We start from the raw sequence: 15,941 nt of genomic DNA on the forward strand, positions 1-15,941 counted from the left end.
CTGGCCGGGGAGCTTAAAACATCACCCACGCCACCAGCGGCGCAATCAGCACCATCGTGACGCCCGAAAGCATCATCACCAGGCTCGCGACCACGCCCTCCTGCTGTCCCAGCTCATACGAACGTGCCGTCCCCGCCCCGTGCGACGCCGCGCCAAACCCCGCGCCTTTCGCCATCCCTTCGCGAATGGAAAGCCGCAGAAACAGCACATCCCCCACTGCCATGCCGAAGACGCCCGTCACCACCACAAACAGCGCCACCAGATCCGGCTGGCCACCGAGCGGTTTGGCGGCTGCCAGCGCAAACGGCGTGGTCACCGAACGCACCGCCAGGCTGCGCTGGATTTCATCCGACAGGGTAAACAGCCGCGCCAGCCAGACCGAGCTGCACACCGCCACCACCGTCGCGGTGACGACGCCCGCGCTGAGCGACATCCAGTGGCGTCTGATAATGGCGAGGTTGTCATAAACGGGTACGGCGAAGGCGATGGTCGCCGGGCCGAGCAGCCACAGCAGCCATTGGGATTCGCCAATGTAGTTCTGCCAGGAGATATGGCCGAAGACCAGCATCAGCACCAGCAGGATCGGCGTAAAGACCAGCGGCATCAGCGGCAGCGCGCGAAAGCGGCGATACAGGCGCTTGTTGGCAAAGTAGATGACGACTGTCGCAATCAGGCACAGCACGCTTATCTGAAAGTTAGTCATGCGTCTGCCTGCTGATTTCAAAGCGATACACTTTATCCACCACCCAGGCGGTGGCGCCCAGCACCATCAGCGTGCTCAGGGCGATAACCGCAAAGATGCGCCAGCCGTCGACCATCAGCAGCTGGGCATAGTTCACCACCGCCACCACGGCCGGCACAAAGAACAACAGCATCTCCGCCAGCAGCCAGCGTGCGCCGGCCCGCACCCAGCTAAGGGGCAACGCGCGACAGAGGATCAGCGTCAGCATCAGCACCATCCCCACCAGGTTGGCGGGTAAAGGCAGATGCAGCCAGTCGACAAGATATTCCGCGAAAACAAACAGTCCCGCGTAAAGCAGTACCTGAACCGGTACCTGGAGTCGTTGCACAACGGCAGGCGTAACACGGCTTAACGCCACGGCCATGGGGGTTTTCCTCAGAAATGAGACGAGGCGCCAGTATAGTGAGCGTACGGTATCGACTGAAATGAATTAAAATCATCGAAGGTATAGTTTCGAGGAATAATCATGGACATAAGAACGCTGCGCTATTTTGTCGAGGTGGTTCGCCAGCAAAGTTTTACCCGCGCAGCGGAGAAGTTATTCGTAACCCAGCCAACCATCAGCAAGATGCTGAAAAACCTCGAAGATGAGCTGAACTGTACCCTGCTGATCCGCGACGGACGCAAGCTACTGCTGACCGATACCGGTCGCGTGGTGTTCGAGCGCGGGCTGGCAATTCTGGCGGAGTTCCGCCAGCTGGAGGCCGAGCTTGGGGACATCAACCATCTGACAAAAGGGCTGCTGCGGCTCGGTATTCCGCCGATGGTCGGCATGATGATGGCCGGTCCGATAAGTCTGTTTCGTCAGCGCTATCCCGGCGTGGAGCTAAAAATTTCTGAATTTGGCGGCCTGACCGTGCAGCAGGCGGTGATGAACGGTGAACTGGACGTGGCCATGACGGCCCTTCCCGTGGAGGAGGAGAGCGGCCTGGCGACGCTGCCTCTGTTCAGTCACCCGCTGTGCGTGCTGGTGCCGCGCTCCGGCGACTGGCTGAAGATTGAGTCAGTAAAACCCGAGCTGCTCGGCGAACACCCGCTGCTGATTTACAACGAAGATTTCGCCTTAAGCCGCCAGCTGATGGCGCTGTTTAACCAGCATAACGTGAAGCCGCGCATTGCGGTGCGCAGCGGCCAGTGGGATTTTCTGGCAGCGATGGTACAGGCGGGCGTGGGGATTGCCATTCTGCCGCAGCCGATCTGCGAGCGGCTGGATAAAAATACGCTGCGCTGGATCCCGCTGGAGAGCGACCTGCACTGGCAGCTGGGGATGATCTGGCGTGAAGGGGTCTATCTGTCGCACAGCGCGCAGGCGTGGTTGCAATGCTGTGAGGGGTTTTGGGTACCCTCTCCCACAGGGAGAGGGTACCGATCGAGCACGTAGGCCCGGTAAGCGCAGCGCCACCGGGCAATTACAGCGCTACTGATTCTCAATCAACAATGCTTCCAGCAGATCCAGATCGTGCAGCAGCTTTTGCAGCGTCTCGTTGCTGATCTGCCGCGTGGCGCGCAGGTGATACAGCTCGGCACGCTCGGAGCGCAGCGCCGCCAGGCGGAAACGGCGTTCGAGGTTCTCTTCCTGCAACGAACTTTCCACGTCGTTACGTCCGTCAGCACGGCGACGCAAATTACCGATCACGCGTGAACTGACTTCCTTCAGCAGCTGGTTATCAATGTTCTCTTCGGCATCGGCGGCCAGACGCTCCTCCATCTTCTCGATGGCGACAATCGCCACTTCCGCCGTCGCCGCACGGGCAATCCGCTCTTCTTTGTGCTGTTGCGAGGAGTCCCCCGCGTCAATATGTTGCAGCAGAATCGGCAGCATAATCACGCCGACAAACAGGGAGAAGAGGATCACGCCCGCCGCCAGGAACACCAGCTCGTAGCGCGCCGGGAAGACGTCACCCGTCGGCAGCAGCAGAGGAATGGAGAGGACACCAGCAAGGGTGATCGCCCCGCGCACGCCCGCGAAAGAGGCAATCAGCAGCTCGCGCGTGGTCCACGAGCCAAACTCCATCGGCTTTTTGGTCAGGAAGCGAACGCTGAATTTCTTCATCGTCCACAGCCAGCCGAAACGCACCAGCATCAGCGCAAGGTAGATGAGCACGATATCGGTAAACAGCATCCAGACTTCAACGTTTGGATCCGCTTCGGCCGCAATCAGCGAGGATTCCATAATGCCCGGCAGTTGCAGACCCAACAGCAGGAACACCATGCCGTTAAACACAAACTCGAGCATGGCCCAGGTACTGTTCGCGCGCAGGCGCATCGCCAGCGGCGCGCGCCGCATAACGCCGGAGCGGGTGATGGTCATCCCCGCGGCTACCGCCGCCAGAATGCCCGACACGCCGATGTGTTCGGCAATCAGGTAAGAGGCAAACGGCAGCAGGAACAGCAGGACGATCTGCGTCGCCGGTTCATCACCACCCCAGCGGCTAAGGAAGCGCAGCGAGCGTCCGTACAGCCAGCTCACTACGAAGCCCGCGAGGATACCGCCAATCGCCACCTTGAAGAATTCCAGGGTCGCGCCGCCGACGGTAAAGACCATGGTGCCCATGGCAACCGCCACGGCAAACTTCAGGGCGACCAGGCCAGAGGCGTCGTTCATCAGCGCCTCGCCCTGCAAAATGCCCATGATTTTCTTTGGAATGCGCCCTTCGCCCACAATGCCGGACAGCGCCACGGCGTCGGTAGGCGACAGCACGGCGGCCAGCGCAAAGGCGGGTATGAGCGGGATCCCCGGTACGGCCCAGTAGATCAGAAAACCAATCCCGACCACGGTGACCACCACCAGCGCCAGCGCCAGGCCGAAGATCTCTCGCCCGTGCTCCAGAAATTCGCGCGTCGGCGTTTTCCAGCCATCGGCAAACAGCAGCGGCGGGATAAACAGCACGAGGAACAGTTCCGGATCGAACTCCACGTGCAGACCGAACGTCGGCCACGCCAGCAGCGCACCGATAGCTATTTGCATTAAAGGCAGGGGGACCTGGAAGGGCAGTACGCGTGTAACCACCCCGGATAATGAGACCACAAGGGTCATGATGAGTATTGTGAAGAAAATTTCCATGCGTTCCCTGTTTGCTGTGTTTCTTATATGCCAAACCTGAGGCGTCGTGCCTCTTATTCTATCCTCTCCAGAGTAACGTAAAAGGCAACAGGATGAGTCCTGAAAATAAAAACGGGCGGCCTGAGCCACCCGTTTTCGCATAAAAAGTCAATTCAGATGGCCCAGCCGCCCGCGTAGAACGCCACCAGCGCAACGGCGATGACCACGGTACCGATGTTCAGCTTACGCCACTCACCGGAGACCAGACGCCCAATCACCAGCGAGGCGAAGCCGATCATAATGCCGGTCACGATGTTACAGGTCAGCACGATGAATACCGCAGTGATCAGGCCTGACATGGCATCAACAAAATCCGCGAAATCGATTTTCGCCACGTTGCTCAGCATCAGCAGGCCGACGTACATCAGCGCAGGTGCGGTCGCGTAAGCTGGCACCAGATAAGAGAGCGGAGAGAGGAACAGGATCAGCAGGAACAGCACGCCAACGGTGATGGCCGTCAGGCCGGTTTTACCGCCTGCCGCCGTACCCGCTGCGGACTCAATGTACACCGCCGCAGGCGCCGCGCCCACCAGACCAGAGAAGACGCTGCTCAGGGAGTCGGTGGTCAGCGCTTTGCCGCCGTCAATAATCTGTCCGTCTTTATCCAGCAGGTTCGCCTGACCGGCCACCGCGCGGATGGTGCCGGTGGCGTCAAACACCGCGGTCATTACCAGCGCCAGCACGCTTGGCAGGATCACCGGGTTCAGCGCGCCCACAATATCCAGGCTGCCAATCAGGGAGTTGCCGTTGTCATCGCTCAGCGACGGCATGGCGAAAATCCCGGAGAAATGAACGGTCGGGTCGAAGATCAGGCCGACGATGGACACGCCGATAATGGTCAGCAGAATGCCGCCCGGCACTTTCAGTTTTTCCAGGCCAATGATCACCGCCAGACCCACCAGCGACATGATCACCGGGAAGCTCGCGAAGTTACCCAGCGCAACCGGCAGGCCGTCCAGCGGGTTCTTGATGACCAGACCCACGCCGTTGGCAGCGATCAGCAGCAGGAACAGGCCAATACCGATGCCGGTGCCGTGCGCCACGCCCTGCGGCAGGTTGCGCAAAATCCAGCTACGAATGCCGGTCGCTGAAATCACGGTGAACAGCACGCCCATCAGGAACACGGCGCCGAGCGCTACCGGGACGCTGATATGCTGGCCCAGCACCAGGCTGAAGGCGGTGAACGCGGTCAGGGAGATGGCGCACCCGATCGCCAGAGGCAGGTTCGCCCACAGGCCCATCACAATCGAACCCACACCCGCAACCAGGCAGGTGGCAACGAAGACCGCCGCTGGCGGGAAGCCCGCTTTGCCGAGCATGCCCGGCACCACGATGACGGAGTACACCATCGCCAGAAACGTGGTCAGACCGGCAACAACTTCCTGGCGCACGGTGCTGCCGCGAGCAGAAATTTTAAACATGGCGTCAAGTGAACCGCCGGTACGCGCAGATGGCGTAGACATAGAAAACATCCCCTGAAAATTTTTATTGAAAGTCCGTAAGCGTGGTGGAGACTCCACTGCCAGCGAAACGTCAAATCCTTGTGCTGCGTTTGCGACGAAAGGGGCGTCACAAAAAAAGCAAACGTTTAGCTCCGCGCTTACAAAACGGGTGGTCAAATGTAGGCAAACGATTATCTAGCCTAATACCCGCCCTTTTCAACTGAACTTTCTCGTTTTTCGCTAAAATTGCCTCATGACGATGAAGAATTAAGCAGAGGATGCGCAAACGTTATCGTCCATGCGCAATTTCGTTACATTTCATCCCTCGCCGGGGATCGTCAGCGGGCCGCCTTTCGCAAGCGTTGTCTGCCAGCCCGGACGTGCCTCCACTCTCTGTTTCCACGCCGCTATGTGGTCGAGATTGTCGATGCCGCCTCTCGCCAGCAGGGCGAAGAGGGGAAAACTCATCTGGATATCAGCCATGGTCAGCGTGTCACCGGCAAACCAGCTGTTTTCTGCAAGATGATCGTTAATAAAGCGCGCATGCGTTTCCAGCTGGCGGTTGAGATACGCTTTTTGCACCCCCTGCCCCAGCGCCTTACCCAGCGTGCGCAGGCCAAACGGGACGGGTGGTTTACCGAGGCTGTTGAATACCAGCTTCATTAACAGCAGCGGCATCAGAGACCCTTCGGCGTAATGCAGCCAGAAGCGATACTGCACTTTATGGGCGGGATCTAACGGTTTGAATCGTGACGCCGAATCGTACGTTTCCTGAAGATATTCCAGAATCGCGCCTGATTCGGCCAGCACCAGTCCGTTATCTTCCAGTACCGGGGATTTCCCCAGCGGATGCACTTTTTTGAGCGAATCCGGTGCAAGCATGGATTTCTCGCGCTGGTAGCGCACAATCTCATACGTCAGACCCAGCTCTTCCAGCGCCCAGAGGACGCGATGTGAACGAGACTGATTAAGGTGGTGGACCGTTAGCATGATGTTCTCCGGTGATTCATACTTTTTAACTATAGAAAACTGAACAACTTCACGAAAAAAATTCGGCTAAAATCTCACCGTCTCCGGTGGCAAAAACGGCGGCCGGGCATAGAATTAAAGTGTCAGTACAAACCGGAACCTCCTCCACAAGCTCGACACGAGGGGTACTGATGTCGGGGGAAACCCTCCCGTGAGCCAGCGGGATAGAGAGAAAGACAAAGACCGGAAAAAACTAAAGCGCCCTTAGTGGCGCTTTAGTTCTTTATGCTTGTTGCCGGGTGGCGGCTGCGCCTTACCCGGCCTGCAAAACCGAGAGCGTAGGCCGGGTAAGCGAAGCGCCACCCGGCAAACACCTCTCAATCCTCCTCCAGCAACCGCGCCCCTGTTCCCTGCTCGCCCAGCCTGTCACCCGGGTTACGCAGCGGACAATCGCTGCGTGATAAACACCCGCAACCAATGCAGCCGTCCAGCTCATCGCGCAGGGCCACCAGCGTGTGAATACGACGATCCAGTTCTTCTCGCCACTGGGACGACAGCTGCTTCCACTCCTTCGCGCTCAGCGAGTGCCCTTCCGGCAATACGCCGAACGCGTCACCGATGGTGGCCAGAGGAATGCCGATACGTTGCGCAATTTTGATGATCGCCACGTAGCGGAGCACATCGCGGGTGTAGCGCCGCTGGTTTCCGGCGTTACGGATACTTTTTATTAACCCTTTGCTTTCATAGAAGTGGAGTGCCGACACCGCCACACCGCTTCGCTTAGCCACTTCACCGGGGGTTAACAGCGCTTTGATGCGCGGTAATCTCTTTTCCATAAAACCTCTTTACCTCAAGTTAACTTGAGGAATTATACTCCCCCGCAGAGAAAACGACGAATCAACCAGGACAGATGTCTCCACAGAGGGGTAACCTTATGTCGCATCAGCAAATTATTCAGACACTTATTGAATGGATTGATGAACATATCGACCAGCCGTTGAACATTGATGTGGTCGCTAAGAAGTCGGGCTATTCGAAATGGTATTTACAGAGAATGTTCCGCACCGTAATGCATCAAACGCTGGGTGATTACATTCGCCAGCGCAGGCTCCTGCTGGCGGCGCAGGCGTTACGCTCAACGCAGCGGCCCATTTTTGATATCGCAATGGATCTGGGCTATGTGTCGCAGCAGACCTTTTCCCGCGTCTTCCGCCGCGAGTTTGACCGTACGCCGAGCGACTACCGCCATCAGCTCAATTAATGCGTGTTAACGCAAGGGTTGCTGCTGCCAGGCCATAAATGCCTGGGGCGGCATCGCTTTCGCGAAGTGCCATCCCTGACAATACTGCACGCCACGCTTCAGCAACCAGCTCACCTGCTCCCCCGTCTCGACCCCTTCCGCAATGGTTTTCAGCCGCAGGCTTTGCGCCATCTCAATGATGTGCTCGGCAATCAGGTGGCTGGTGCTGTTGGTGGTTAAGGTATCGATAAAGGATTTGTCGATTTTCAGGATATCGACGTTCAGCGAATAGAGGTTATGCAGGTTAGAGTAGCCGGTTCCGAAATCATCAATCGCCACTTCATACCCCGCCTGGCGAAACGCCTGAATGACCGGCGTAGTTTTTGGCACGTCAATAAACCCCCGCTCCGTCACCTCAATTTTGATTTGCTGCGCGCGAACCGAGTAAAAGCGGGCTTTGTCGGAGATCAGGGCGATAAGACGCGAAGAGTGAAAATCCGACGCCGACAGGTTAATCGAGACATACAGATCGGGATGAGCGGCAAGAAAATGGCCCAGATCGCTGAACACCTCCTCCACGACGTAATCCGTAATGCGCTCAATCATCCCCTCTTTTTCTGCCAGGGGAATAAATTCCGCCGGGCTCATAACCTGACCGTTGAATCCAGGCCAGCGCAACAACGCCTCTGCCCCCACGCACTGGTTATTTTTAATATCAATAATGGGCTGATAATGGACGCACAGCTGGCGTTTATTCAGCGCCCGGTGCAGAAGTCGGCCAGGCGAATTGAATTCACGGTGTGTACGCGACCACACCAGCAGAATAATAATGCTGCAAATTATCCCCAGCGGTAGCGTCAGGGTAGCCTGATGATAAAGCGTTTTATAAAAACGGGCGCTGGAGGTTGAAACGATGGCCGCAATCGGCCGCTGCCCGGATTTCACGATCGTATAAAAACGGTCACCTTTCTGAAAAGTCGTTTCCTGATGTCGAAGCATCGAATGCAATAAAGAAATATTGGCTTTCTGGCTTACAGAAAAGAATGCATTGCTGACGGTGTCATACACCCCCCACGACAGGGAACGATCGTCTGACATCACCTCACTGTACGAAAGCGGGTTGACCACTGCGACATAATTTCCGCGCTGCATATATATCATTTTATAACCATCAAAAAATGGCGTATCGCGAAAATAATAGATAGCAACGTCGGGTTTACGTGTGTAATTGGCAGCGGGAATGGTGTAAGGATGATCCGGCGTAAAAAGGGTCGAGCAGAGAAACGACTGGCCTTCAGCATAAATTAAATCGGCAACAAAAAGACGACCGCGGGAAACGTTCAACATATATTGACGATGCTCCGGCGTACACACTTTTCCCTGATATTTTTCCGCGTCTTCCCGGGCCAGATCAACCTGTTGAATAACCCGTTCAGTTTTGTTTAAAGCAAGTTCAGCAAACGTGCGCAGCTGGGCGCTGATTTCCGACACGGCTCTACGCTGGGCAAACCATAGCGCAAGCATCACCGGCAGCATAACTACCATGATAATCCCGACCACTTTGAGCATGTTGCGCAGCGCGCTACGATTCATTTCCCGCTCTGTATCCCTGCATGTTGTACGCCTGTAGCAATGAAGACCGGCTGCTTTGATAAACAGGTGATTACGTTGCATGAATCATGGGAAGTTAGCAACTGACTTTTGGTATTAAAAATCCTAAAATTCGTGATGCCGATAATATTTTCCCGTAAGCCAAACTAAAAGTATTCATTTCGTTTCTGATAAGGAAAATAATTACCCGCGACAGGTGTGGAAAATTCGCTGGCTGAAATAGCCTGCTCTTTGTTCTTATGCTGATTTATAAATAATCAGACGCCAGGACCGTTTTTCCTCTTCCCGTACGCTTGGCGTCATATAATGCCTTATCGGCACGCATCAGTATGGCAGAAGTATCCCGTTGCCCCTGACAGACTTCAACCACCCCGGCGCTGAAAGAGAGTACCAGCGTTTTATCGCCCACACGCAGCGGTTTTGAGATCAGCGCGGCACGCAGCCGGGAAGAGAGCAACGTAGCGGCCATACCATCCGTGTGCGCCAGCAGAAGAACAAACTCTTCGCCCCCCACCCGTCCCAGCGCCGACCCTGCCGGGCTCACCTCGCGAATACGGTCGCAAAAGTGGATCAATGCCGCATCGCCAACCTGATGTCCCCACCGATCATTGATCTGCTTGAAATAATCGAGATCGAACATCAGGAGACAGAAGTGGCTACTGACATCCTGCGGCGAACTGGCTGCCAGCGCTATTTTGAGACGCTGTAAGATTGTCGAGCGATTCAGACAGCCCGTCAGATCGTCCGTGGTGGCTTTGACGGTCAGCTGCTGTTCTGCTTTTTTACGTTCGGTGATATCCAGGCCAATGTTGAGAATGGAGTTATCCGGCAAAAGGATGTTTGACCAGAGAATGGTTAACTGCGTCCCGTCTTTACGCACCGGGTGCCATTCGTACATATCCTTAAGTGGTGCGAAACGAACCGACTCCTGCACGCGCTGTCGCTCCTCAGGATCCGGGTAAAACAGGGCCAGCGGATCGGGATGCTCGCCGATTTCAGTCATACTCCAGCCAAAGACTTTTTCGCATTCGGCATTCCACAATACACACCGGTTATGCCTGTCAAAGGCGTTCATTAATACCGGAGCACGCTCAAATAAGGTTTTATATTGCGTGACGACGCGCTGCATTTCCTGCGCCGTTTTTTCCCGCACGATGATGTCATCAAAATAATCTTTTAGCTTCTCAACCAATACCACCACGATATTTTTCAGTATCGGCAACGAGGTCAGTTTTTCATTAAAAGCCAAAAAGAAATAACCACTGCACTGTCTGCCATGCGCTGAGAATTTACACAGCACGCCGCTTTGCAGCCGCGCATAGCCTGGGTGCTGAGGGGAAAATACCGCCCGGCCAATATGCTCTTTCCAGAAGATCACCCGCCAGGCGCGGTGATGCCGCTGCAACAGGGTGCTGGCAAGAAAATCCGCCACGTTAAAGGCGTGACACGTCACGTCGCCGGCACAAACCACGCGCGGCCCGTCTGCGGATTCGACACTGACCCATGAGAGATTTGCCCCCAGTGCGCTGTTGATAATTTCCAGCATTTCAACCGGCGAACACTGCGCGTTGAGTTGCGGCATCAGCTTCGCCAGGGCATGCAGCGCCTGCATGCTGTCGTTAATAATCTCGCGTCTTTTTTCTTTCATTATCTTTTCGCAGGTCATTAATCGAGAGAGCAACCGCAATAATTCATATCTGAATAAAAGAATAAGACCACGAAATCAAAGAGCATGCTGAGTGTAAAACAAAGAATACAAAATCCAAAAAAGGCAATTAATTCAATGCGATGAATTAATTTTGCGGGTACATTTATTGTTCCACACAAGCATAATCCATAGATATACTGCTGTAAACGCTATACAGCCGATGGCGTTTTGCAAAGGTTTTGCTATCTGAATGAATTAAAAATAAAAATTCCGACCAGACGCGGATATGAGCGACGACGATATATTTTCCCTGGTAATAAACCCACTTTTACCCCACACGGATACTGGCGAATAAAACAGCAAATGTGATATAGTTCACACATCTTATGTAACGAGAAATATTGTTTCATTCCAGTTCGTCTGTTTTGTCGAGGATGGGTTTTATGGCAACCATTACCACCAGCATGGTGCTCCTGCGCTGGCCGTTGTTGAGCGCAGTTTTGATGTTCCTGGCCAGCACGTTAAACATTCAGTTTCGAAAGTCCGACTACGCAGGTCTTGCTGTGATTAGCACCCTGTTAGGGTTGGGCGCCGCATGCTGGTTCGCGACAGGTTTGCTTGGCATTACGCTGGTAGACATTGCCGCCGTCTGGGAAAACATTAAAGTGGTGATGGTTGAAGCCATGAGCCACACTCCGCCAGACTGGCCGATGGTGATTACCTGATAGCCTGTTATAAAAAAACCCAGACATTGTCTGGGTTTTTTGTTTTTCACGCGTCTGGATATCAGAACGGGATATCGTCGTCGAAATCCATTGGCGGTTCGTTAGACGGTGCCGGAGCAGACTGCTGCTGCGGACGGGACTGCGCGCCGCCGCTGAACTGGTTGCCGCCCTGAGGCTGCTGAGGCTGACCCCAACCACCCTGCTGCTGATTCTGACCGCCACCTGCCGGTGCGCCACCGCCCTGACGGCCACCCAGCATTTGCATGGTGCCGCCCACATTCACCACCACTTCCGTGGTGTACTTCTCAGCGCCGGATTGGTCGGTCCATTTGCGGGTACGCAGCTGGCCTTCGATATAGACCTGAGAACCTTTACGCAGATACTCACCGGCCACTTCGGCCAGTTTGCCAAACAGCACAACGCGGTGCCATTCGGTCTGCTCTTTCATTTCTCCGGTCGCTTTATCACGCCAGGATTCGGAAGTAGCCAGCGTAATGTTGGCAACTGCGCCACCACTCGGCATGTAGCGTACTTCCGGGTCCTGGCCCAGATTACCGACGAGAATCACCTTGTTTACGCCTCTGCTGGCCATGTTCGTGTCTCCTGAATACGTTTCTTAATAGTGTAAACGCGCGAGTGTACCATTTCCATGCTGCACTTTGATAGTTGCGTAGCACGTTCCAGAGTTCTCCCGCGAACTCGACATTGTTACACAGTGGATCAGAAAATGCATTCCAATACTGTATATTCAAACAGGTCATTTTGTGTCATAATTAGCCGTTTCTGACAGCCGTTTGTCCTTCAAACAAATCAGGCAATCCGTGTTCCAACCGGGAAAGGTGAATGGATAAGATCGAAGTTCGGGGCGCCCGCACCCATAATCTCAAGAATATCAACCTCATAATCCCTCGCGACAAACTCATCGTCGTGACCGGGCTTTCGGGGTCTGGCAAATCCTCACTGGCTTTCGACACTTTGTATGCCGAAGGACAGCGTCGTTACGTTGAATCGCTCTCGGCGTACGCGCGTCAGTTCCTGTCGCTGATGGAAAAACCGGATGTCGACCACATTGAAGGGTTGTCCCCTGCTATCTCCATTGAGCAGAAATCCACATCGCATAACCCGCGCTCCACGGTCGGTACCATTACCGAAATCCATGACTACCTGCGTCTGCTGTATGCGCGCGTGGGCGAGCCGCGCTGCCCGGATCACGACGTCCCGCTGGCGGCACAAACCGTGAGCCAGATGGTGGATAACGTGCTGTCGCAGCCGGAAGGCAAACGCCTGATGCTGCTGGCGCCGATCATTAAAGAGCGTAAGGGCGAGCACACCAAAACGCTGGAGAACCTGGCAAGCCAGGGCTATATCCGCGCCCGTATCGACGGTGAAGTGTGTGACCTGTCCGATCCGCCAAAGCTGGAGCTGCAAAAGAAACACACCATCGAAGTGGTGATTGACCGCTTTAAGGTACGTGAAGATCTGGCGACGCGTCTGGCGGAATCCTTTGAAACGGCGCTGGAACTCTCTGGCGGCACGGCGGTGGTGTCAGACATGGACGATGCAAAAGCGGAAGAGCTGCTCTTCTCCGCCAACTTCGCCTGCCCGATTTGCGGCTACAGCATGCGCGAGCTGGAACCGCGCCTGTTCTCGTTCAACAACCCGGCGGGCGCGTGCCCGACCTGTGACGGCCTGGGCGTTCAGCAGTATTTCGACCCAGACCGCGTGATTCAGAACCCGGAACTGTCGCTGGCGGGTGGCGCTATTCGCGGCTGGGATAAGCGTAATTTTTACTACTTCCAGATGCTGAAATCGCTGGCTGAGCACTATAAGTTCGACGTTGAAGCCCCGTGGGCCAGCCTGAGCGCGAACGTACATAAAGTGATCCTGTTCGGTTCCGGCAAAGAGAATATTGAGTTCAAGTACATGAACGATCGCGGTGACACTTCCGTGCGTCGCCACCCGTTCGAAGGGGTGTTGCACAACATGGAGCGCCGCTACAAAGAGACCGAATCCAGCGCGGTGCGTGAGGAGCTGGCGAAGTTCATCAGCAACCGCTCCTGCGCCACCTGCGAGGGTACACGTCTGCGTCGCGAAGCGCGTCACGTGTTTGTCGAAAACACGGCACTGCCGACCATCTCAGACATGAGCATCGGCCACGCGATGGACTTCTTCAACAACCTGAAGCTCTCCGGACAGCGCGCGAAAATCGCTGAAAAAGTGCTGAAAGAGATCGGCGATCGCCTCAAGTTCCTCGTGAACGTCGGTCTGAACTACCTGACGCTTTCCCGCTCGGCTGAAACGCTGTCCGGCGGTGAAGCCCAGCGTATCCGTCTGGCGAGCCAGATTGGCGCGGGCTTAGTCGGCGTGATGTACGTGCTGGATGAGCCGTCTATCGGCCTGCACCAGCGCGACAACGAACGCCTGCTCGGCACGCTGGTTCACCTGCGTAACCTCGGCAACACGGTAATCGTGGTCGAGCACGACGAAGATGCGATCCGCGCCGCGGACCACGTGATCGATATCGGCCCGGGCGCAGGCGTACACGGCGGCCAGGTGGTCGCGGAAGGGACGCTGAAAGACATCATGGCGGTGCCTGAATCGCTGACCGGCCAGTACATGAGCGGCAAGCGCAAAATTGAAGTGCCGAAACAGCGCGTGGCGGCGAACCCGGAAAAAGTGCTGAAGCTGACCGGGGCGCGCGGCAACAACCTGAAGGACGTGACCCTGACGCTGCCTGTCGGGCTGTTTACCTGCATCACCGGCGTGTCCGGTTCCGGTAAATCGACGCTGATCAACGATACGCTGTTCCCAATTGCGCAGACGGCGCTGAACGGCGCGACGCTGGCCGAGCCTGCGCCGTACCGCGACATTCAGGGGCTGGAGCATTTCGACAAGGTTATCGACATCGATCAGAGCCCGATTGGCCGTACGCCGCGTTCCAACCCGGCGACCTATACCGGCGTCTTTACGCCCGTACGTGAACTCTTTGCCGGCGTGCCGGAAGCGCGTTCACGCGGCTATACGCCAGGCCGTTTCAGCTTTAACGTGCGCGGCGGCCGCTGTGAAGCGTGCCAGGGCGACGGCGTAATCAAGGTTGAGATGCACTTCCTGCCGGATATCTACGTGCCGTGCGACCAGTGCAAAGGTAAGCGTTATAACCGCGAAACGCTGGAGATTAAGTACAAAGGCAAGACCATCCACGAAGTGCTGGATATGACCATCGAAGAGGCGCGCGAGTTCTTTGACGCCGTCCCTGCGCTGGCGCGTAAGCTGCAAACCCTGATGGATGTGGGTCTGACCTATATTCGTCTGGGGCAGTCAGCGACAACGCTGTCCGGCGGTGAAGCGCAGCGCGTGAAGCTGGCGCGTGAGCTGTCCAAACGCGGTACCGGTCAGACGCTGTATATTCTGGATGAGCCGACCACCGGCCTGCACTTTGCGGATATCCAGCAGCTGCTGGACGTGCTGCACCAGCTGCGCGATCAGGGCAACACCATCGTGGTGATTGAGCACAACCTGGACGTGATTAAAACCGCTGACTGGATTGTCGATCTCGGCCCGGAAGGCGGCAGCGGCGGCGGTGAAATCCTCGTCTCCGGTACGCCAGAGACCGTTGCAGAGTGCGAAGCCTCGCACACCGCGCGCTTCCTCAAACCGTTGCTGTAATCGTCACACGGAGAGCTGCTGTCGGATCGTTTCCGGCAGCAGTTCAACCGCCTGTAGATACGACGCATCCACCAGGTAGTAAATTTGCGAATCTGGCAGCGAGCCGTCGAGAAACACCGTACTCCAGTGCGCTTTATTCAGATGCTTACTTGGCCTGACATCATCGTGCTGCTGGCGCAGTAAGTCGGCCAGTTCCGGACTGGTTTTCAGTGATGCCGCAGGCCGCGCATCCACCTCTTTCACCATCGCGAACAGCACATCACCCACTTTGATCTGCGTGGCTTTCCAGTCGCTGTGAACGCTTTGTTCCGCACCCGGCTTGCTCATGCAGTACTGAAGTATCTCCGAAATTGTCATCTTTATTCCCCTTGTAGCGTTGCGATAATTTTACGCGAACCACCGTGAATGCGATGTTCTCCCAGCCAGATCCCCTGCCACGTTCCCAGCTGTAGCCGTCCGTTGTGGACCGGCAGCATCAGCGAGACGCCCAGCAAAGAGGATTTGATGTGCGAAGGCATATCGTCCGCCCCCTCGTAATCATGCTCATACGGGGCGTTATCCGGGACGCTCTTCAGAAAATGGTGCTCCATGTCGGACCGGACGGTGGGATCGCAATTTTCATTGAGCGTGAGAGAAGCAGACGTGTGCTGAAGCAGCAGATGCAGCAAACCCGTTTTGACGCGCGACAGGTCGCGGATTTGCCCGATGACTTCGTCCGTCACAAGGTGAAATCCGCGTGGTTTTGCGCTTAAGGTCAGGGTCTGTTGATACCACATGTGCTGCTCCATTATGAAA

15 protein-coding genes are annotated in these 15,941 nt (G+C 55.9%); 4 read left to right on the plus strand and 11 right to left on the minus strand.

Features of this window, described 5'->3' with window-relative positions:
• Nucleotides 1–13: 13 nt before the first annotated feature.
• Entirely contained in the window at nucleotides 14–703 is a 690-nt protein-coding gene (locus ACOTX5_RS16450) for an LrgB family protein (protein WP_045911462.1), read from the minus strand.
• On the minus strand, nucleotides 696–1,106 hold the full coding sequence (locus ACOTX5_RS16455) for a CidA/LrgA family protein (RefSeq protein ID WP_032103693.1): 411 nt from the start codon (nucleotides 1,104–1,106) through the stop codon (nucleotides 696–698). Before ACOTX5_RS16455 ends, ACOTX5_RS16450 begins: the two co-directional genes overlap by 8 nt.
• Nucleotides 1,107–1,208: 102 nt before the next feature.
• On the opposite strand from ACOTX5_RS16455, the gene ACOTX5_RS16460 reads away from it, so the two are divergent.
• A complete protein-coding gene (locus ACOTX5_RS16460; RefSeq protein ID WP_032103692.1) occupies nucleotides 1,209–2,123 on the plus strand; it encodes a LysR family transcriptional regulator in 915 nt (304 codons plus the stop codon).
• Between the two features lie 36 nt (nucleotides 2,124–2,159).
• On the opposite strand, the gene ACOTX5_RS16465 is transcribed toward ACOTX5_RS16460, so the two are convergent.
• The 4 genes from ACOTX5_RS16465 to soxR form a co-directional block, all read right to left on the minus strand.
• Nucleotides 2,160–3,806: a Na+/H+ antiporter gene (locus ACOTX5_RS16465; RefSeq protein WP_003860270.1), complete on the minus strand. Its 1,647-nt coding sequence runs from the start codon at nucleotides 3,804–3,806 to the stop codon at nucleotides 2,160–2,162.
• A gap of 152 nt (nucleotides 3,807–3,958) precedes the next feature.
• Nucleotides 3,959–5,308, minus strand: coding sequence for a guanine/hypoxanthine transporter GhxP (gene ghxP, locus ACOTX5_RS16470; protein WP_023295766.1), 1,350 nt, complete (start codon nucleotides 5,306–5,308; stop codon nucleotides 3,959–3,961).
• A gap of 297 nt (nucleotides 5,309–5,605) precedes the next feature.
• Entirely contained in the window at nucleotides 5,606–6,277 is a 672-nt protein-coding gene (locus ACOTX5_RS16475; RefSeq protein WP_017694715.1) for a glutathione S-transferase family protein, read from the minus strand.
• A 356-nt stretch (nucleotides 6,278–6,633) separates the two neighbouring features.
• Nucleotides 6,634–7,092, minus strand: coding sequence for a redox-sensitive transcriptional activator SoxR (soxR, locus tag ACOTX5_RS16480; RefSeq protein WP_003860275.1), 459 nt, complete (start codon nucleotides 7,090–7,092; stop codon nucleotides 6,634–6,636).
• Nucleotides 7,093–7,190: 98 nt separating this feature from the next.
• Here soxR and soxS point away from each other — a divergent pair, with 98 nt between their 5' ends.
• Complete coding sequence (soxS, locus tag ACOTX5_RS16485) at nucleotides 7,191–7,517, plus strand: superoxide response transcriptional regulator SoxS (RefSeq protein ID WP_003860277.1); 327 nt, start codon at nucleotides 7,191–7,193, stop codon at nucleotides 7,515–7,517.
• Nucleotides 7,518–7,523: 6 nt separating this feature from the next.
• Here the strand turns inward: soxS and ACOTX5_RS16490 are convergent, their stop codons facing one another.
• Nucleotides 7,524–9,089, minus strand: coding sequence for an EAL domain-containing protein (locus ACOTX5_RS16490; RefSeq protein ID WP_063945233.1), 1,566 nt, complete (start codon nucleotides 9,087–9,089; stop codon nucleotides 7,524–7,526).
• 265 nt (nucleotides 9,090–9,354) lie between these two features.
• Nucleotides 9,355–10,755 carry a sensor domain-containing diguanylate cyclase gene (locus ACOTX5_RS16495; protein ID WP_045911463.1) on the minus strand — a complete coding sequence of 467 codons (1,401 nt, stop codon included), beginning with the start codon at nucleotides 10,753–10,755 and terminating at the stop codon, nucleotides 9,355–9,357.
• 443 nt (nucleotides 10,756–11,198) lie between these two features.
• Here ACOTX5_RS16495 and ACOTX5_RS16500 point away from each other — a divergent pair, with 443 nt between their 5' ends.
• Nucleotides 11,199–11,480, plus strand: a complete 282-nt coding sequence (locus ACOTX5_RS16500) for a YjcB family protein (RefSeq protein ID WP_003860282.1) — start codon at nucleotides 11,199–11,201, stop codon at nucleotides 11,478–11,480.
• Between the two features lie 61 nt (nucleotides 11,481–11,541).
• Here the strand turns inward: ACOTX5_RS16500 and ssb1 are convergent, their stop codons facing one another.
• Nucleotides 11,542–12,072, minus strand: a complete 531-nt coding sequence (gene ssb1, locus ACOTX5_RS16505; protein WP_006177466.1) for a single-stranded DNA-binding protein SSB1 — start codon at nucleotides 12,070–12,072, stop codon at nucleotides 11,542–11,544.
• A gap of 251 nt (nucleotides 12,073–12,323) precedes the next feature.
• Between ssb1 and uvrA the strand changes: the two genes are divergently transcribed.
• Nucleotides 12,324–15,146 (plus strand): excinuclease ABC subunit UvrA, encoded by a 2,823-nt coding sequence (uvrA, locus tag ACOTX5_RS16510; RefSeq protein ID WP_003860287.1) that lies wholly within the window; start codon nucleotides 12,324–12,326, stop codon nucleotides 15,144–15,146.
• A 3-nt stretch (nucleotides 15,147–15,149) separates the two neighbouring features.
• Here the strand turns inward: uvrA and ACOTX5_RS16515 are convergent, their stop codons facing one another.
• A complete protein-coding gene (locus ACOTX5_RS16515; RefSeq protein ID WP_017382628.1) occupies nucleotides 15,150–15,503 on the minus strand; it encodes an MmcQ/YjbR family DNA-binding protein in 354 nt (117 codons plus the stop codon).
• Between the two features lie 2 nt (nucleotides 15,504–15,505).
• Entirely contained in the window at nucleotides 15,506–15,922 is a 417-nt protein-coding gene (locus ACOTX5_RS16520; protein WP_017382627.1) for a secondary thiamine-phosphate synthase enzyme YjbQ, read from the minus strand.
• Nucleotides 15,923–15,941: the final 19 nt, after the last annotated feature.

Origin of the sequence: Enterobacter cloacae complex sp. IR5441, from assembly GCF_049238215.1 — a bacterium.
Lineage (GTDB): Bacteria > Pseudomonadota > Gammaproteobacteria > Enterobacterales > Enterobacteriaceae > Enterobacter > Enterobacter hormaechei_C.